The following is a 17,857-nucleotide window of genomic DNA, read 5'->3' as shown; positions in this document are numbered from 1 at the left end:
AGTCGTGTGGTGTGTCGGTGTGAACCGATAATCTTCTAGCTGTGACTGAAACCGCGGATGCAATGCAGCCAGCGCCCAACGAGGCGCGCGAGCAGTGGACGGAGCTGGCCGAAGAGGTACGCCAGCATCAGTTCCGCTACTACGTTCGTGATGCGCCCGTCATTTCGGACGGTGCATTCGACACATTGCTCGGGCAGCTCAATGCTCTCGAAGAGCAGTACCCGGATCTGCGAACTCCCGACTCTCCGACGCAACTCGTCGGTGGCGGATTCGCGACGGACTTCACGTCCGTCGACCACCTCGAGCGGATGCTCAGCCTCGACAACGTCTTCGACGAGTCGGAGCTCCGAGCATGGATCGCCAAGGTAGAGCAGGAAACCGGGCCGGAACTGCACTATCTCTGTGAAGTGAAAATCGATGGTGTCGCCCTCAATCTCGTCTACGAGAACGGCAAACTCGTTCGTGCCGCAACCCGCGGTGACGGTCGTACGGGCGAGCTGGTCACGCTCAACGCTCTGACGATCAACGACATCCCGGAGCGCCTTACCGCCACGGACGAGTACCCGATTCCGAGCCTGCTCGAGGTGCGTGGCGAGGTGTTCTTCCGCCTCGAGGACTTCGCAGCACTCAATGCCTCCCTGGTGGAGGAGGGGAAGGCGCCGTTCGCCAATCCGCGCAACTCCGCGGCGGGCTCCCTGCGTCAGAAGAATCCTGCCGTCACCGCGCGTCGCCGCCTCGGAATGATCTGCCACGGGTTCGGGCGCATGGAAGGTTTCGAGCCGGCCTCGCAGTACGACGCCTACGTGGCCCTCGCCGCCTGGGGTCTGCCGGTGTCCACGCACACCTCACGGGTGGTCGGCGCCGACGCCGTGGTCGAGAAGATGAAGTACTGGGGAGAACACCGCCACGACGTCGAGCACGAGATCGACGGATTGGTGGTCAAGGTAGACGAGATGTCGTTACATCGACGTCTGGGCACCACGTCGCGCGCACCACGGTGGGCTATCGCGTACAAGTACCCGCCGGAAGAGGTCACGACCAAGCTCCTCGACATCCGGGTCAGTGTCGGACGTACGGGTCGTGTGACGCCGTTCGCGTACATGGAACCCGTCACGGTGGCGGGTTCCACTGTGTCCTTGGCCACGCTGCACAACGGATCCGAGGTCAAGCGCAAGGGTGTGCTGATCGGCGACACCGTGGTGTTGCGTAAGGCCGGAGACGTTATCCCCGAGGTCCTCGGGCCCGTGGCAGACGTTCGTGACGGTACCGAGCGGGAGTTCGTCATGCCGACGCATTGTCCCGAGTGCGGCACGTTGTTGGCACCCGCGAAAGAGGGCGACGTCGACGTGCGATGCCCCAATCAGCAGTACTGTCCGGCGCAGTTGCGCGAGCGCGTGTTCCACGTCTCGGGGCGCGGTGCATTCGACATCGAGGTGCTCGGGTACGAGGCCGCGACCGGGCTGTTGGAGGCGAAGGTCATCGGTGACGAGGGTGATCTCTTCTCACTCGACGCCGAGAAACTGATCGAAGTTCCGATCTTCCGCACCAATGCGGGATCCCTGTCCGCCAACGGAAAACGCTTGCTGGCCAACCTGGATTCGGCAAAGGACAAGCCGCTGTGGAGAGTGCTTGTGGCACTGTCGATTCGGCACGTCGGACCCACTGCCGCGAGGGCGTTGGCCGGCGAATTCGGCTCGCTGCAACGCATTCGGGAAGCTTCGGTCGACGAGTTGGCTGCAGTCGACGGCGTCGGATCGACTATCGCCGCCGCCGTCGTGGAGTGGTTCTCCGTCGACTGGCACCAGCAGATCGTCGACAAGTGGGCGTCGGCCGGAGTACGCATGGAGGACGAACGCGACGATTCGATTCCGCGCAATCTCGAGGGTCTCTCGATCGTCGTCACCGGTTCGCTCGAGACCTACTCGCGTGATCAGGCGAAGGAAGCGATTCTGGTGCGCGGCGGCAAGGCGGCAGGGTCGGTCTCGAAGAAGACTGCGTTTGTCGTCGTCGGTGAAGCGCCCGGTTCCAAGCACGTCAAGGCGGTCGAATTGGGTGTGCCGGTGCTCGACGAAGACGGCTTCCGGCGGTTGCTCGAAGATGGCCCGGATGCGGTCGCTCCCACCGATTTGGACGAATCAGAGTGACTTTGTCCGATTTCTGAGATTGGTGTGCTGGGTGCGATAGTGACGCCATGATCGAGATTCGTGAAGTTCTACCGGCTGAGTTCGAGACCGTCGGGGAGCTGACTGTGCAGTCGTACGTGGGTGGCGGATTTGTCACCGGCGGATCGCCGTACGCGGAGCGCCTGCGCGACACCGCAACTCGGGTGGAGCAGGGGCGGGTGCTGGTTGCGGTTCTCGGTGACGAAGTCGTGGGCTCGTTGACGATCGCAGAACCCGGCACGCCCTTCGCGGATGTTGCGCAGAAGGGCGAACTCGAGTTCCGCATGCTCGCAGTCTCGCCGCAAGCTCGGGGATCGGGCGCCGGAACCGCATTGGTTCGCGCAGTGATCGCCGAAGCCTACGACCGCGGCGATCACTCGGTGGTCATCTCGACGCAGCCCGAGATGGTCGATGCCCGTCGTATCTACGACCGCAACGGTTTCGTCCCCGATCCCGAGCGGGCGTGGGAGCCGATTCGCGGTATGGAACTGACCGTCATGGTTCGCGGCCTGGCCTGATCAGCCAGCCTGGTCAACCCAGTACCGTCGCCACGATTCCTGCGAGGTAGCCGAGGCGGGCTATCTCCGAAGGGCGGAATTCGGGCCCACCGGGACGACCGAGCATGAGGACTCGATTGCCGGAGCCGAGAGGTGCGGCAGCGAGGCTGGTGTTCATGTCGCGCCATACGTCCGGAACCCAGTCGGCCTCGCCGTCGAGGGCGGTGGGCTTGTCCAGTGGCATCCACGGAATGTCGGTGGCGTGGGTTTCCGGCGCGCCGGCGCTACCGACGACGCGGTACGCACCGTGCTTGCCGATGTCCGCGACGACGCACCAGCCGACTCGCAGTACACGCGGCGCGCCGTCGACGAGGACCTGTAGTCGATCGTTTCGGGCCGTCGCAACGGAATCTATGAGTTCGAGCTCGCGGTGAGTGTCGAGAATCCCGGCGTAGGGGCGGATCGAATCGACCAGCACGTCCGGTAGATGCTCGGCAGCGGTGATCAAGGTGTCGGGCAGCGCGCCCGGTTCGACGTCGACCACGAGGTCGTCGATGGCAAAACCGTCACCTCGTTCCACGACGTCGAGGGAGAGGATGTCTGCGCCCACGGATCCGAGAGCTACGGCGAGCGCGCCGAGGCTGCCTGGTCGATCGGGCAGTTGGACGCGAAGCAGGTACGACACGTGCGTGCCTTTCGCTGATCGGTTCTCGCCCGGATCACGTCGACCCGGGCCTGACTCATCTTTGCACTTGCCCAACCTGCGATGGTGGGCGCCGCGGCGGCGTCACGCCGGATGCACATGCTTGTCACACGAGCGAAACACACCGCGGGCATCCGGCGTGGCGATCGACACAGTGAGCGTGCTCGTCGTTCGATACAGCAGGCGTGCTTACAGGTCTGTCGCGGCGAGCAACTAGGCTGGACCGGCAATGTTCACGTCCTCTTCCGAAAGGGGCCCCGCGGTGCCTGCCATCTCCCGTGACGAGGTCGCGCACCTCGCGCGGCTGTCCAGACTCGCCCTGTCCGATGCCGAACTCGACGAGTTCGCCGGTCAGTTGGATTCGATTCTCAACCACGTCAAGGTGGTCACCGAGGTTGCGGCCGACGACGTCCCGCCCATGGCGAATCCCAATGCCGTCACCAACGTGACGCGCCCCGACGTGATCGTGCCCGGGTTGACCCCCGAGCAGGCATTGTCCGGAGCACCCGCAGTCGAACAGGATCGCTTTGCGGTTCCGCAGATCCTTGGAGAGGGCGAATGACCGATCTGACCACGCTGGACGCCGCTGAGCTGGCCGGCAAGATCCACTCGCGTGAGGTGTCCTCGGTAGAGGTCACGCAGGCGCATCTCGACCGCATCGCGGCCGTCGACACCGAGTACCACGCCTTCCTGCACGTTGCAGGCGAACAGGCTCTCGAAGCCGCCGCAGCAGTGGACAACTCGCTCGCAGGCGGAAACGAACCCGCTTCGGCACTCGCCGGCGTTCCGATCGCGTTGAAGGACATCTTCACCACGACGGACATGCCGACCACCTGTGCGTCGAAGATTCTCGAAGGCTGGGTCGCGCCGTACGACGCGACTCTGACCTCCAAGCTGCGCGCTGCCGGCATCCCGATCCTCGGCAAGACGAACCTCGACGAGTTCGCGATGGGCTCTTCGACCGAGAACTCGGCCTTCGGCCCGACGCGTAACCCGTGGGACGTCACCCGCATCCCCGGTGGTTCGGGCGGCGGCAGTGCGGCTGCGCTCGCGTCCCGTCAGGCCCCGCTGGCCATCGGCACTGACACCGGCGGTTCGATCCGTCAGCCCGCTGCGGTCACCGCGACAGTCGGAACCAAGCCGACGTACGGAACCGTCTCGCGCTTCGGACTCGTCGCGTGCGCGTCCTCGCTCGATCAGGGCGGCCCCTGTGGACGCACCGTGCTCGACACCGCTCTGCTGCACGAGGTCATCGCCGGACACGATCCGCGTGACTCCACGTCCATCGACGCCCCCGTGCGTCCGGTCGTCGCCGCCGCACGCGAAGGTGCAAACGGCGACCTGCGCGGCGTCAAAGTCGGTGTGGTCAAGGAACTTCACTCCGACAGCTACCAGCCCGGCGTCATCGCTTCCTTCGATGCTGCCGTCGAGCAGCTCAAGGCACTCGGTGCCGAGGTTGTCGAGGTCTCGTGCCCGAGCTTCGAGCACGCGCTCGCGTCGTACTACCTGGTGCTGCCCAGTGAGGTCTCGTCCAACCTGGCTCGCTTCGACGCGATGCGCTACGGACTGCGTGTCGACGACGGCAACATGAGTGCCGACCAGGTCATGGCGGCAACCCGCGCCGCCGGTTTCGGTCCGGAGGTCAAGCGCCGCATCATGATCGGTACCTACGCACTGTCCTCGGGCTACTACGACGCCTACTACGGTTCGGCGCTCAAGGTTCGTACGCTCATCGCGCGCGATTTCGACAAGGCCTACGAGAAGGTGGACGTACTGGTCTCGCCGACCAGCCCGTTCACGCCGTGGAAGTTGGGGGAGAAGGTCGGCGATCCGTTGGCCATGTACCTCTCCGATCTGTGCACGCTGCCGACCAACCTGGCCGGACACTGCGCGATGTCGGTCCCATCGGGTCTGTCCGCGGACGACAACCTGCCGGTGGGCTTGCAGATCATGGCGCCCGCCATGGCTGACGAGCGCCTCTACCGTGTCGGTGCGGCCTACGAAGCAGCTCGCGGCCCGATCGCGACTGCAGTCTGACCTGTTTGCTGTGCGCCTTTATCAACCCTCCGCGGTTAATAAAGGCGCACAGCAGTTTCAGGAGCAAGTCCTCAGGGCCGTCCCCTGATCGGTTCCGTAGCGATGGCCGTGACCGGCGGGGACACCGAGAGAACCGAGCATGTCGACGGTGGTCTGCAAGAACGTGACACCCGGGATCCACTGCGGGATCGGTGCATCTTGCACGGCACGGCTCAGATCCGGTTTCTGTGTCGCGAGGGCAGGCGACCACCACACCACCGGGTCGGACGTGTTCGCTAGGACGGTTGCGCCGTCCGTCCGTGTCGCGCCGGCCGGGGGACCTGCCCACAACACGTCGCACGGGACGATGGGACTGCCCTCGGACAGTGCGGCGCTGCCGCCGACGGCGCCGAGGCTCTGTCCGTAGAGGAACAGGTCCGGTCGATCCTCGGCGGGCATAGCGGCAATGTGGCTGCCGACGGCGGTGAACAGAGCGGTTGCCGATTCTTCGGCGTCGTCGCGGCTGAACAGGAATGTCGCCCAGCTGGGTGCGTCGGAGTATTGCTGCCCGACTATTGCGACGTCGCCGCCGAACCGTTGCTCGATACCGTCGACTGCATGCGTGTCGATCCACCCTGATCCGGTCGGAACGGCCACTACGACGCTGTTGCGGGCAAAGCCGCCGACGCGATCGAGTTCGCTCACCGCGAGCGCGGCACGTGATGCAGTGTCGGGTGCCGAATCCAAACCGGCGTAGACGCGCACCGAGTCTTCGCCTGCTGCGACGAACTTGCGCCCCTCCGCGCCCATCGACGTCCACGAGATGAGCGATTCGGAGCTGCCTGTCGCGGAGGCCGAAAGTGGCTGTGTCAGAGCGGTGTCGATGTACGCGTTGGACTTGTCGAACGAATCGGAGAGACCGTTCCACACGGCGGGACCGACTACCAACTGCACTCCGAGAACACCCATGACCAGTGCGCCGACGCTCCGCGCGAAACCCATCCACCGCAGCGCCTTCGAAATTCCGATCCCGATGCCCCAGAGACCAAGTGCGGTCAGTGCTGCAATGCAACCCGCCTCCGCCCAGTGGAGAAGTCCGGCAGACGGTGCGCCCATTGCCGCTCGCAACGAGTTCTGCCAACCGGCGGCGGCGAACATCGCAACTGCGGTGCCGGCAGTCGACAACCCGAACGCGGTGATGCGCCAATGACGTTCGTCGAATCGGGCCTTGACCCGGTCGGGGACGAGCCGACGGGCTACCGCGGAGAACGCCCACATCGCCAGTAGTCCGGCCGCGACGAGCAGACCGCTGAACACCCCTTGTAGTACGGCTGATCGCGGCAGGAGTCCGGGAGCCAGCGAGATGGCGGACATCGCTGCCACGGCGACGCTCGTGGACACACGGGGGAGTGCGAGCGCCCCGACTCGGGCGAGGACGGGGGTCCGTGACGCATTCAGAACGCTCATGCTGCAATCGCTTTCGGGGAGTAGGAGAACTCGTTCGACGGGTCGAGGCGCCGCGATCGCATCAGGGTGAAGCCGAAGGCGGAGACTGCCAGAACACCGGCCGTGCCGTAACCGAATCCCGATTCGGCGACCGGCGTCAGATAGCTTTGGCGCCAAGAATTTCCGTTCACAGCCGTGACGGCTACATCGGCCATCGCGAAGCAATACCCTCGTGAGAGAAAGGACGTGCGGTCTTCACACGCGGCATGCATTCGCTGGTCGAGCTGACCGTCGAGGACCTGACGTGCCCACGGCCCCAGTTCCGTTCCGTGCGAATGCGCGTAGCGGAGTAGGTCGTAGCCGAGATCGTGCGCTTTGCAGGCCGAGTCGAATTCGTCGGGAAGTGGGACCGGCGACGAGCAGTCGCCGTGGGGATTGGCGAGGTATCCGTCGACGACGGCGGGGGTGTAACCGGCGAATGCCGCAAAGTCCGCCGGGATGGTGGTCGCAGCGTCAGCGGCATCCGCAGTAGTCACGGTGGCGATCGCCCTGGATGCGTTCGAATTCTCGGTGCGGGGCGACTGGGCTCCGCTCGCTCCGGCAGTGACAGTGATCGCTGCCGTTGCAGCCAGCGCCAGGGCAGCCCAGGTGCCGGCGCTTCGAGAGAGGTCTTTCACCCGTGTGATCCGCATGCCGTTCACGCTATGAACGGACAATCCTGACGGTCATCGCTCTGTGGAGGGGTTCTCCGACGCGCATTCGGGTGAGAATTCCCTCCCCTGTGATACCTCGGAGGTAGGGGGATCTCACTCTGCAGTATGAGGACTTTCGGGGTTCGCCTTCATAGGCTTGACGAGTGATCAAGGTCCGTAGGAAGAACAAGGGTGCACCGGATGTGCCCGCGCCGACATACGCCACCGCCGGGTCGATGCTGTCCGGCCTCGACGGGGCGGTCGTTCATTCGGAGAAAGTGCGTCGGGCAACCAGTTTCGTGGCCCGCGGTCAGTTCTGGAACATCGTCATCGTAGCGATCACTCTGATCCTCTATTCGATTGCCTGGCCGACACTGCAACTGACGCATCATGTTTCGCCGCCGATCATGCCCTTCGTCGCCGCGTTGGCTGCATTTCCGTTCGTCCTGATCCGGATCAACGCTCCGTTGGGGTGGGCGGTGTCGGCGGTCTCGGCGTTGATCATCCCGTTGGTGTTCGACAACACTCCCGGTTACGACTACCCGTGGCAGGTCGTCCACATCATCGTGCTGATGTCGTTGCTGGCCGCAGTGAGTCTGCGGGCGCCCATTCAGGTTGTCGGTGTCGCCTGGATCGCCACAGTGCTGCTCTTTCTCGGCAACGCCCCGGGAAGCGACGGCGCCGGTTGGGCTGTCGGGCTGAGTGCCCTGGTCGTCTTCTGCCTGTTGATCCGCTGGTTGGTTCTCTCGCGCCGCCAGTTGGCCAAGCAGGAGGAAGTCAGTGAGCTCGAGCGCACACGGCGCACGATCCTCGAGGAGAAGGCGCGGATCGCCCGCGACTTGCACGACATCGTGGCCCACCACATGTCGATGGTGGTCGTGCAAGCTCAGAGTGCGCCGTACAGACTCGATGCAGTCACTCCGGAGATCCGAACCGAATTCGAATCGATAAGTGAGACAGGGCGAGCAGCGCTCAACGAGATCCGTGGCCTCCTCGGAGTCCTGCGCAGCGACGGGGACACCGTGGTGACGGCTCCACAACCGGGCGTCGACCAGTTGGACGAACTGTTGCTCGGCAGTACCCGTGCCGGTTTGCCGGTATCGTGGCGAGTCGACGGCGATCGAGCGTCGGTCTCGGAATCCACGGGCCTTGCGCTCTACCGGATCATTCAGGAGTCGATCACCAACGCGGCCAGGCATTCGCCAGGCGGACCCATCGATGTCGCCGTGGCCTTCGGTCCGCAATCGGTGAGCGCGCTCGTGAACAACGGACCTTCGCCATTGGGTGGCAATCAGCACTCGGCGTCGGAAACCACTGGTGGCAACGGAATCCGCGGAATGCGAGAGCGGGCTTCGGCGGTGGGCGGCATGCTGCTGGCAAACCGGCGACAGGACGGAGGGTTCGAGGTCCGGGCCGAGTTGCCGTCGATGCCCGCCTAGGCTGTCCGAGTGCCCATCACAGTATTCATCGCAGATGACCAGGCGATGGTTCGACAAGGGTTCGGAGCCCTACTCTCCGCCCAGCCCGACATCAGTGTGATCGGCGATGCGCCGGACGGCAAGATCGCCGTCGCCGAGGTCGCGCGATTGCGTCCGGATGTGGTCTTGATGGATGTTCGCATGCCCGAGATGAACGGACTCGACGCTGCCCGCCAGATTCTGTCCGCCGGATGGGAACCACCGGTGCGAGTCCTCATGCTCACCACTTTCGACATCGACGACTACGTCTACGAGGCACTGAGCGTCGGGGCGAGCGGTTTCATGCTCAAGGACGCACCGGCTGAGGAGCTGATTCGGGCGGTACGCGTCGTTGCCGAAGGGCAGGCCTTGCTGGCGCCGACGGTGACTCGGCGTCTGATTGCCGATGTGACCAGCCGGCGGGCGGCCCCGCGCGCACGGCCCGCAGCGCTGGACGCCCTGACCCCGCGTGAGCGCGAGGTACTCGAACTGATCGCCCGCGGATTGTCCAACGTCGAGATCGCCGAGCGGCTGTTCGTCGCCGAGCAGACCGTCAAGACCCATGTCGGGAAGGTGCTGTCGAAGCTCGATCTGCGCGATCGCGCCCAGGCAGTCGTGTTGGCGTACGAAAGCGGGCTCGTCACGCCAGGTTAGGGGTCCCGTGCGGCGCGGCGTTGCGGCTCGGCAACGCCGCTATCCTGCGGCAATACCGTGACTGGGGGAAGATGGACACCAAGATCCACAATCCGGTCACGAGAGGTGCTGCACTATGCGAATCGGAATCCTCACGGGCGGCGGCGACTGCCCGGGCTTGAACGCGGTCATCCGCGCCGTCGTACGTACGTCGGCCGGTCGTTACGGCAGTACCGTGGTCGGATTCCGGGACGGCTGGCGAGGATTGCTCGAGGACCGCAAGGTCCCGCTCGACTCCGATGACCGCATCAACCGCATCCTCACCCGCGGTGGCACGATCCTCGGCACCGCTCGCGTGAACCCCGACAAACTCCGTGCGGGCCTCGATCAGATCAAGCAGACTCTCGACGACAACGGGATCGACGTCCTGATCCCGATCGGCGGCGAAGGCACTCTCACCGCGGCCAGTTGGCTTTCCGAGAGCGGCGTACCCGTGATCGGTGTGCCCAAGACGATCGACAACGACATCGATTGCACTGACGTGACTTTCGGTTTCGACACCGCCTTGGCTGTCGCCACCGACGCCATCGACAGGCTCCATACAACGGCCGAATCGCACCAGCGCGTCATGCTCGTCGAGGTCATGGGCCGGCATGCGGGCTGGATCGCGCTGCAGGCCGGACTGGCGTCGGGGGCACACCTGACTCTGGTTCCGGAACAGCCGTTCGACGTCGACGAGGTGTGCGCGATGGTCAAGAAGCGCTTCCAGCGTGGCGACTCCCACTTCATCTGCGTCGTGGCTGAAGGTGCGATGCCCGATCCCGCGTCGATGACCCTGCGCGAAGGTGGCATAGACGAGTTCGGCCACAAGATCTTCACCGGTGTCGCGCAGCAGCTCGGAAACGAGATCGAGCGCCGGATCGGCAAGGAAGTTCGCACCACCGTCCTCGGGCACATTCAGCGCGGTGGCACCCCGACGCCGCACGACCGCATCCTCGCCACTCGCTTCGGCGTTCATGCCACCGACGCAGCTCACCGCGGAGATTTCGGTCAGATGGTCGCGTTGCACGGAACGTCCATCGACCTCGTTCCGCTCGCCGAGGCGACCCGCAAACTCAAGACGGTGCCCAAGGAGCGCTACGAGGAGGCAGCCGCATTCTTCGGCTGAGCCGCAGACGCATAAACTGATCACCATGACTGCTGTCGATGCGCCCGACATCCTCGATTACGACGAAGTACTGACCAAGTACGAGCCTGTGATGGGTATGGAGGTGCACGTAGAACTCGGCACCGCGACCAAGATGTTCTGCCCGTGCCCCACCGAGTTCGGTGCCGAACCCAATACCCAGGTGTGCCCGGTCTGTCTGGGCATGCCCGGTTCGTTGCCGGTGGTGAACGCAGCCGCTGTCGAGTCCGCGATCCGGATCGGCCTTGCGCTCAACTGCTCCATCACGCCGTGGGGCCGATTCGCACGCAAGAACTACTTCTACCCGGATCAGCCGAAGAACTACCAGATCTCCCAGTACGACGAGCCGATCGCAACCGAGGGTTACCTCGACGTGATCCTCGACGACGGCACGACGTGGCGCGTCGAGATCGAGCGCGCCCACATGGAGGAGGACACCGGTAAGTCCCTCCACGTGGGTGGCGCTACCGGTCGTATCCACGGTGCCAGCCATTCGCTGCTCGACTACAACCGTGCGGGCGTTCCCTTGGTGGAGATCGTCACCAAGACCATCCACGGTGCCGGTGAGCGCGCCCCCGAGGTTGCTCGCGCGTACGTCACGGCGCTTCGTGATCTGCTGAAGTCCCTCGACGTCTCCGACGTCCGCATGGATCAGGGATCGATGCGCTGCGACGCCAACATCTCCCTCATGCCGATCGGTTCCACCGAACTGGGGACCCGCACCGAGACCAAGAACGTCAACTCCCTCAAGAGCGTCGAGGTCGCAGTTCGCTACGAAATGCGCCGTCAGGCAGCAGTTCTCGACGCCGGCGGTGAGGTCATCCAGGAGACCCGCCATTTCCAGGAAGGCGACGGCACCACCGCAGCGGGACGCCGGAAGGAAACGGCCGAGGACTACCGCTACTTCCCGGAACCGGATCTCGAGCCCGTCGCTCCGAGCGCCGAGTGGGTCGAAGAACTGCGCGGTACCTTGCCGGAGCTTCCCTGGATTCGCCGTGCGCGGATCCAGAAGGACTGGAGAATCTCCGACGAGGTCATGCGCGACCTCGTCAATGCCGGTGCCATCGATCTGGTGATCGCGACCACCGAGGCCGGTGCTTCGCCCGAGGCAGCGCGCTCCTGGTGGCTGTCCTACCTGTCACAGCAGGCGAACACCCGTGGCGTCGAACTCGGTGCTCTGCCGATCACCCCGGCGCAGGTTGCGCAGGTCGTAGCTCTCATCGACAGCGGCAAGCTCAACAACAAAGTGGCTCGCCAGGTCGTCGATCACGTCCTCGACGGCGAGGGTGACCCGGAGCAGGTTGTCGCGGCCCACCCGGAGTTGGTCGTCGAACGTGACGAAACCAAGCTCAAGGCAGCCGTCGACGAAGCGCTCGCAGCGAACCCCGACATCGCGGACAAGATTCGCAGTGGCAAGGTGCAGGCCGCCGGAAAGATCGTCGGCGATGTCATGAAGGCCACTCGTGGACAGGCAGACGCGGCTCGTGTGAAGGAACTTGTCATCGAGGCGTGCAGCTAGCGCACACTGAATTTCTGACACTGATGCCCGGCCGAATCGAATTCGGCCGGGCATCAGTGTTTTTCGCTGTCGTTTTGCCGCTGTCGGTCTACAGACCAGGGACCACAACCGCGCGGCCGCTGAGCGTTCCGGCGGCCAGTCGTCGATACGCTTCGGCGCCGTTGTCGAGACTGAAGGTCTCCACCGCGATGTCGAAGATGCCGGCGTGCGCCAGGTCGATCAATTCGATCAGCTCGTTGCGGGCACCCCAGTACGGAACTGTCACCGAAGCCTCGTAAGGACTTTGGAAGAACCCGACTTTGGCATGGGCCTGCCCGTCGCCGATCCCGACGATGGTGACGTCCGATCCGACGCCGGCGACAGCCATCGCGGTGTCGATGGTGGGCTGATAGCCGACGAAGTCGAGAACCAGTGCGGCGCCCTGACTTCCGGTGATACTGCGGACGTTCTCGGCCGCGTCCTTGTCGGACAGAACCACTTCGTGAGCGCCTACCTTGGTTGCCAGTTCGAGCTTGTCCGCGCTCACGTCGAGTGCGATGACGGTTGCTGCCGAGAGGTGGCGGAGGAGTTGGATGGCGACATGGCCGAGACCGCCGGTACCGATGACGACGGCGTACGAGCCACCGCGAAGTTTCGGCAGTGAACGCTTGATCGCGTGGTACGGCGTCAGACCGGCGTCGGTCAGTGGCACCGTCTTGACCGGGTCGAGGTCGCCGATCGGGACGAGGTGGCGAGGTGAATCGACGATCATGAATTCGGCCAACGCGCCGGGTGCACCGAGACCAGGAGGATTGATGCCGAGTTCTTTTGCCCGAGAACAGTAGTTTTCGAGTCCTTGCGAGCAGTGCCAACAGCTGCCACAGCCCCAGGGTCCGTAGACGACGACATTGGTTCCGATGTCGAGTCCTTCGACGCCCTCGCCGACGGCGGCGACCCGGCCGGCGCCCTCGTGGCCGAGCGTGAGAGGAAGGCCGTAGGTGTACTGCTCCTCGGGCAGGCTCATGATGAAGTCGTCCGAGTGGCAGACGCCGGCAGCGGTGACTTCCAGGAGCACTTCACCTGGACCGGGCTCGGGTTTGGGAATCTCCGTGAGTTCGGGTTCTGCGCCGATTCTCGTGTACTGGATTGCCTTCATACCGACTCCTTTGTCGTGGTTGGGCCAACCGGTCCTGGCAAATGCGTGGTGTTTAGCCCCGCTAACAAAAGAGTACGCATCTGTGCATGTTCGGTCACGGGATCCGTGACCGAACAGACATGGCGGCTCAGTCGATCCCGCCGCTGCCACTCGGCATCGGGATCTTGACCACCTTGTCGTCGTTCGGACCCGGCTCGCCCGCGGATTTGTTTATCGTGCTCGCCCACATCAAACCGTCGGATCCGAGTGCCAAACCGCCCAGCTGGCCGTACGTGTCTTTCGCCACTGCCGACGGCGCGGTCGTAACTGCTCCTGTTCCTGGATCTGCGGCCAGCGCCGAGATCGCTTTGCCGGCCCCCAGCGCGACAGCTACCACTCCCTGCGCCGCGATGCACCCGCCGACTCCGGGTCGGTCGGGCCACGTCCACGCGGGGGATGTCACCGTGCCGTCGGCGCCGACGCGTTGGAGGCGATCCTCGAGAGTGGTTCGGTCCGTGACCCACGTCGCGATTCCCGGATCGACGCACACGCCGCCGCCGTTTCCGATTCCGGACAGAACAACTTCCGGGCGAGGCGGCGCAGCGTTGGGTGTCAGCGATCGGACCCGCAAGAGTTTCCCCGCCAACGAGGCGGGATCCTGAGCAACCGCGGGGTTTCCGGTATCGCCTGTCAGAACCATGAGCTGGTCCGGGGCCGCGAACTCCAGTGACCCGCCGTTGCCGCTCGCGCCGCGCGGGATTCCACCGAGTACTTCCTTGGCGGTGTCACCCGGAGCGATGCGGACCACCCGGTTGTCCGTTCCGGTGGTGACGTAGGCATAGATCAGGTTGTCTTCGACAAACGTGGGGGAGAGTGCGATGTCGAGCAGGCCGCCGTCACCGCTGCCGTCGACGTCGATCTTGGCTACCTCGACCGGTGTCGTGTTGGGAGCTACCTGCATGATCCGGCCGGTCCGCCGTTCGGCGACCAGTCCGGAGTTCCCATCCGGGAGTGTGACGAGCCCACCCGTGGTGTCGAGACAGGTTGCGATCACGGCGGTGTCGGCATCCTGACACGGTCCGAGGGGGCCGGTCCGCGGCGCCGGCGGCGTGGTCGACGGCGGCGGGTTCTCCGGCTGCACTTCCGCGCTGGCCTGGTTGGTCGGTTCGGGTGTGAACGGCGAGGCAGTCGATTCGTCGAAGTCGGCGCAACCTGCGAGCAACGATGTCCCGAGCACCAGCGCCAGTGCGCCCAGCGCTGCATGCCTACCCGTAGTCATGCCCAAGACGTTACGTAATGCACGGCAGATGCCGCCACGCCGGACCAAGGTTCCCCGTCGAGTTCGTGAATCGGTCATAGGCTCACCTACGTGACTGACGAGCGAAAAGATCCCAGCGAGTTGTCGGATGCGGACAAGCCGACGGGCAATGTGTCCAGTCCGTATGATTCGCCCACCGAACAATTTCCGACGGTGAGCGCCAAGAATCCGTTGCCGCGGACCGACGACGATCTCGATTTCGGTTCCACGAACGCCAACTCCCTGACCGAACAGATACCGACATACCGAGCACCTGGCGCGGATCAGCCGACCGTGGCTCTCGAGCGTGAGACGGCGTACGACGCTCCGATCGCCGCCGTCCCCACCGCCGAAGCCGTGGCAGGTACAACTGAGTCTCCGCGGGGCCGAGGCACTCTCGACCTCGGGTTGCTTGCACTGCGATTGGCCGTCGGTGGAACTGCGTTGGTGCACGGTCTGCAGAAGTTGACCGGTATCTGGAACGGGCCGGGGCTGAACGGGTTCGAGTCGATGCTGGCGGACGCCGGGTTCCAGCAGGCGAAGTGGATGGCGATACTCGGCGCCGTCGGTGAAGTCGCAGGTGGCGCCCTCCTGATCCTCGGGTTGCTGACTCCCGTTGCGGCAGCGTCGGTTCTGGCGGTGATGATCAATGCGTGGGCGCTGCGTCAGGCGAGCGCACCCGGCCTGGAGTACTTCGCCCCGGCCGGGACCGAGTACGAGATGCTGCTCGGAATCTGTGCGGGCGTCATCATTTTGACGGGACCAGGTCGTATTGCGCTCGACGGTCGTCGTGGCTGGGCAACTCGTCCGTTTATCGGATCGCTCGTGGTTTTGATCCTCGGTATCGCTGCCGGCGTCTGCACCTGGATCTTCCTGAACGGTGCCAATCCGCTCATCTGATACTCGCGCCGTCGAACAAAACGAACCGCCGCTCTCCGAATCGGAGAGCGGCGGTTCGTTTATGAAGGATCAGTCCTTGACGAGTACCGGGTCGGCGTTCGCGGACGGGATGGCGGTTCCGTCCTTGAGTTTGCGACCGAGGACCGACTTGCGGTGACCGTAGGCGAAGTACACGAGCACACCGATGGCCATCCAGACGAGGAACCGGATCCAGGTCTCGACCGAGAGGTTGAGCATCAGCCAACCGCAGGCGAGCACGGCGACGATCGGAACGAACGGCACCAGCGGGACGCGGAATCCGCGCGGCAGGTCGGGGCGGGTGCGGCGAAGGACGATGACACCGACACAAACCAGGACGAAGGCGAACAGCGTTCCGATGTTGACCATCTCTTCGAGCGTGCCCATTGGGAAGAACGCTGCCAGGACGGCAACGATGCCACCGACGATCAACGTGATGCGCATCGGGATGCCCTTGGCGTTGGTCTTGGCCAGGCTGCGCGGCATGAGGCCGTCACGGGACATGGCGAAGAGGACGCGGGTCTGGCCGAGCATCATGACCATGACAACTGTCGTGAGGCCGGCCAGGCCACCGAAGTTGATGGCGGTTTGTGCCCAACCAATGCCGTTGGCCTCGAATGCGGTTGCGAGGGTGGCGCTGGAATCGCCGACCAACGGACTGCCGTCCTTGAGTTCGGTGTACTTGACCATGCCGGTCAGTACGAGCGTGACGGCAACGTAGAGAACCGTGACGATGGCGAGCGAGCCGAAGATTCCTCGCGGCAACGACTTCTGCGGGTTCTTGGTTTCCTCGGCGGTGGTGGCGACGACGTCGAAACCGATGAAGGCAAAGAACACGAGGCTGGCTGCGGCGAGCAATCCGTAAGCGCCGTAGCTACTTCCGCCTGCGCCGGTCAGCCAGGAGAACAGGGTCTGATGGATTCCGCTTGCAGAACTCTCGGTTCCTTCGGACGGCGGGATGAAGGGGGAGTAGTTCTCCTTCTTGATGTAGAACGCGCCCACGACGATGACGAGCAGGACTACTGCGATCTTGATCGCGGTGATGATCGCGGAGACTCGCGAGGAAACCTTGGTGCCGATCGCGAGGATCAGCGTGATCGCGCCGATGATGAGCAGAGCGCCCCAGTCGAAGCTGATCGAACCGATGTGGGCGGTGGTGCTTCCGCTGGCCCCGATGACGTTGCCGAGGTACAGCGACCAGCCCTTGCCGACGACGGCGGAGGCGAGAGCGAACTCGAGAATGAGGTCCCAGCCGATGATCCAGGCGGCGAACTCCCCGAACGTGGCGTAGGAGAACGTGTATGCGCTGCCTGCGACGGGGACGGTGGAGGCGAACTCCGCGTAACACAGCGCGGCGAGGCCACAGGCGATGGCAGCGAGAACGAATGCCAGTGAAATGGAGGGTCCTGCGACATTGCCTGCGGTTCGAGCAGTCAGCGTGAAGATGCCTGCGCCGATGACGACGGCGACTCCGAATACCGTGAGGTCCTTCGCGGTCAGTTCCTTCTTGAGCTTTGTCTCAGGCTCGTCGGTGTCCGCGATCGATTGCTCGACGGATTTGGTGCGCCATATGCCGACTCCGGGCATGTATTGCTCCTTGGTTGTTTCCCGTCGACCTTGTGGGTGACGGGCGGTGGCTGACTGTCGTCGTTGTGATGTGCGTCTCAGCGACCTGATGAGGGAACCACTGGTGAGCGCCGTGTGCAAGTCGGCTCGCTCGAACTGACCGAAATGATCACCTGACTGAAAGTCATCCCCCCTCATGTATCTGAATTGATCAGCTGGTGTCTGAAACCCTACGTCCAAGTGAATTCGCTCACGAGCCGGACGCGCGATTCGGTCTGAAATGTCTGATAGCTCATATCGTTCCGTTGGTGCTCCGCGTGTCGCCCGGTTATTCGGTACCTGTCGGTCGGTCTTGCTGTCGATGAGTTGCACTGTCGCTGTGCCAGCACGTCCCATTTCACCCGTATCGGGGCGGTAGGCGAGAGGACCACCGCGTACCTGGATGCACTCGAGCGTCGATCACGCGTCGTGGCAGAGTGTGTCGGCGACGGGATGATCGGATTAGGTTGTGGTTCAAGCTCATACAACACCGGAGGAAGTATGGCGTGTTCGGACGCAGTCGGTCCCACGTTCTTCTCCGAGGTGACATGAACCCGACTCTGTCGACCCTCTGTCGTGGCCCGTTGGCGAGCATTCTCGTGGAGCTGAGTT

15 protein-coding genes are annotated in these 17,857 nt (G+C 64.1%); 9 read left to right on the top strand and 6 right to left on the bottom strand.

Annotation, left to right across the window (positions count from 1 at the left end; genetic code table 11):
- Positions 1 to 62: 62 nt before the first annotated feature.
- Complete coding sequence (gene ligA / locus QRN54_RS22740) at positions 63 to 2,144, top strand: NAD-dependent DNA ligase LigA (RefSeq protein WP_502944071.1); 2,082 nt, start codon at positions 63 to 65, stop codon at positions 2,142 to 2,144.
- Between the two features lie 47 nt (positions 2,145 to 2,191).
- Positions 2,192 to 2,680: a GNAT family N-acetyltransferase gene (locus QRN54_RS22735; RefSeq protein WP_058038606.1), complete on the top strand. Its 489-nt coding sequence runs from the start codon at positions 2,192 to 2,194 to the stop codon at positions 2,678 to 2,680.
- 13 nt (positions 2,681 to 2,693) lie between these two features.
- Here QRN54_RS22735 and QRN54_RS22730 read toward each other — a convergent pair whose 3' ends face one another.
- Positions 2,694 to 3,344 carry an ACT domain-containing protein gene (locus tag QRN54_RS22730; protein WP_003944719.1) on the bottom strand — a complete coding sequence of 217 codons (651 nt, stop codon included), beginning with the start codon at positions 3,342 to 3,344 and terminating at the stop codon, positions 2,694 to 2,696.
- 280 nt (positions 3,345 to 3,624) lie between these two features.
- On the opposite strand from QRN54_RS22730, the gene gatC reads away from it, so the two are divergent.
- Complete coding sequence (gatC, locus tag QRN54_RS22725) at positions 3,625 to 3,924, top strand: Asp-tRNA(Asn)/Glu-tRNA(Gln) amidotransferase subunit GatC (protein WP_003944747.1); 300 nt, start codon at positions 3,625 to 3,627, stop codon at positions 3,922 to 3,924.
- A complete protein-coding gene (gene gatA / locus QRN54_RS22720; RefSeq protein WP_030535403.1) occupies positions 3,921 to 5,399 on the top strand; it encodes an Asp-tRNA(Asn)/Glu-tRNA(Gln) amidotransferase subunit GatA in 1,479 nt (492 codons plus the stop codon). The genes gatC and gatA overlap by 4 nt, the downstream gene beginning before the upstream one ends.
- A 57-nt stretch (positions 5,400 to 5,456) precedes the next feature.
- Here gatA and QRN54_RS22715 read toward each other — a convergent pair whose 3' ends face one another.
- Together QRN54_RS22715 and QRN54_RS22710 are read right to left on the bottom strand one after the other, a co-directional pair.
- A complete protein-coding gene (locus tag QRN54_RS22715) occupies positions 5,457 to 6,845 on the bottom strand; it encodes an alpha/beta-hydrolase family protein (protein WP_285183104.1) in 1,389 nt (462 codons plus the stop codon).
- Complete coding sequence (locus QRN54_RS22710) at positions 6,842 to 7,516, bottom strand: hypothetical protein (protein ID WP_030535405.1); 675 nt, start codon at positions 7,514 to 7,516, stop codon at positions 6,842 to 6,844. Before QRN54_RS22710 ends, QRN54_RS22715 begins: the two co-directional genes overlap by 4 nt.
- A gap of 164 nt (positions 7,517 to 7,680) precedes the next feature.
- Between QRN54_RS22710 and QRN54_RS22705 the strand changes: the two genes are divergently transcribed.
- The 4 genes from QRN54_RS22705 to gatB all read left to right on the top strand — a co-directional run bounded on the left by QRN54_RS22705 (position 7,681) and on the right by gatB (position 12,311).
- A complete protein-coding gene (locus QRN54_RS22705; protein ID WP_285183103.1) occupies positions 7,681 to 8,955 on the top strand; it encodes a sensor histidine kinase in 1,275 nt (424 codons plus the stop codon).
- A gap of 9 nt (positions 8,956 to 8,964) precedes the next feature.
- Positions 8,965 to 9,627 carry a response regulator gene (locus QRN54_RS22700; RefSeq protein ID WP_007729374.1) on the top strand — a complete coding sequence of 221 codons (663 nt, stop codon included), beginning with the start codon at positions 8,965 to 8,967 and terminating at the stop codon, positions 9,625 to 9,627.
- A 115-nt stretch (positions 9,628 to 9,742) separates the two neighbouring features.
- Entirely contained in the window at positions 9,743 to 10,774 is a 1,032-nt protein-coding gene (locus QRN54_RS22695; protein ID WP_019747919.1) for an ATP-dependent 6-phosphofructokinase, read from the top strand.
- Positions 10,775 to 10,799: 25 nt separating this feature from the next.
- Positions 10,800 to 12,311: an Asp-tRNA(Asn)/Glu-tRNA(Gln) amidotransferase subunit GatB gene (gene gatB / locus QRN54_RS22690; protein ID WP_285183102.1), complete on the top strand. Its 1,512-nt coding sequence runs from the start codon at positions 10,800 to 10,802 to the stop codon at positions 12,309 to 12,311.
- A gap of 88 nt (positions 12,312 to 12,399) precedes the next feature.
- Here gatB and QRN54_RS22685 read toward each other — a convergent pair whose 3' ends face one another.
- Positions 12,400 to 13,446, bottom strand: a complete 1,047-nt coding sequence (locus QRN54_RS22685; RefSeq protein WP_030535408.1) for an NAD(P)-dependent alcohol dehydrogenase — start codon at positions 13,444 to 13,446, stop codon at positions 12,400 to 12,402.
- 127 nt (positions 13,447 to 13,573) lie between these two features.
- Positions 13,574 to 14,704: a PQQ-dependent sugar dehydrogenase gene (locus QRN54_RS22680; RefSeq protein ID WP_209921059.1), complete on the bottom strand. Its 1,131-nt coding sequence runs from the start codon at positions 14,702 to 14,704 to the stop codon at positions 13,574 to 13,576.
- A gap of 90 nt (positions 14,705 to 14,794) precedes the next feature.
- Between QRN54_RS22680 and QRN54_RS22675 the strand changes: the two genes are divergently transcribed.
- On the top strand, positions 14,795 to 15,622 hold the full coding sequence (locus QRN54_RS22675) for a DoxX family protein (RefSeq protein WP_003944742.1): 828 nt from the start codon (positions 14,795 to 14,797) through the stop codon (positions 15,620 to 15,622).
- A gap of 69 nt (positions 15,623 to 15,691) precedes the next feature.
- Here QRN54_RS22675 and QRN54_RS22670 read toward each other — a convergent pair whose 3' ends face one another.
- Positions 15,692 to 17,227: an amino acid permease gene (locus QRN54_RS22670; protein WP_003944693.1), complete on the bottom strand. Its 1,536-nt coding sequence runs from the start codon at positions 17,225 to 17,227 to the stop codon at positions 15,692 to 15,694.
- Between the last annotated feature and the right edge of the window lie 630 nt (positions 17,228 to 17,857).

The organism is Rhodococcus sp. MEB032 (genome assembly GCF_030208925.1).
GTDB classification, from domain to species: domain Bacteria; phylum Actinomycetota; class Actinomycetes; order Mycobacteriales; family Mycobacteriaceae; genus Rhodococcus_F; species Rhodococcus_F qingshengii.
The sequence above is the reverse complement of the archived record's forward strand: the minus strand, read 5'-3'. Positions and strand labels throughout refer to the sequence as shown.

Coding starts and splice junctions, on each gene's coding strand:
- ligA (WP_502944071.1), top strand. CDS start 63: ATGCAGCCAGCGCCCAACGAGGCGCGCGAGCAGTGGACGGAGCTGGCC.
- QRN54_RS22735 (WP_058038606.1), top strand. CDS start 2,192: ATGATCGAGATTCGTGAAGTTCTACCGGCTGAGTTCGAGACCGTCGGG.
- gatA (WP_030535403.1), top strand. CDS start 3,921: ATGACCGATCTGACCACGCTGGACGCCGCTGAGCTGGCCGGCAAGATC.
- QRN54_RS22715 (WP_285183104.1), bottom strand. CDS start 6,845: ATGAGCGTTCTGAATGCGTCACGGACCCCCGTCCTCGCCCGAGTCGGG.
- QRN54_RS22710 (WP_030535405.1), bottom strand. CDS start 7,516: ATGCGGATCACACGGGTGAAAGACCTCTCTCGAAGCGCCGGCACCTGG.
- QRN54_RS22695 (WP_019747919.1), top strand. CDS start 9,743: ATGCGAATCGGAATCCTCACGGGCGGCGGCGACTGCCCGGGCTTGAAC.
- gatB (WP_285183102.1), top strand. CDS start 10,800: ATGACTGCTGTCGATGCGCCCGACATCCTCGATTACGACGAAGTACTG.
- QRN54_RS22685 (WP_030535408.1), bottom strand. CDS start 13,446: ATGAAGGCAATCCAGTACACGAGAATCGGCGCAGAACCCGAACTCACG.
- QRN54_RS22680 (WP_209921059.1), bottom strand. CDS start 14,704: ATGACTACGGGTAGGCATGCAGCGCTGGGCGCACTGGCGCTGGTGCTC.
- QRN54_RS22670 (WP_003944693.1), bottom strand. CDS start 17,227: ATGCCCGGAGTCGGCATATGGCGCACCAAATCCGTCGAGCAATCGATC.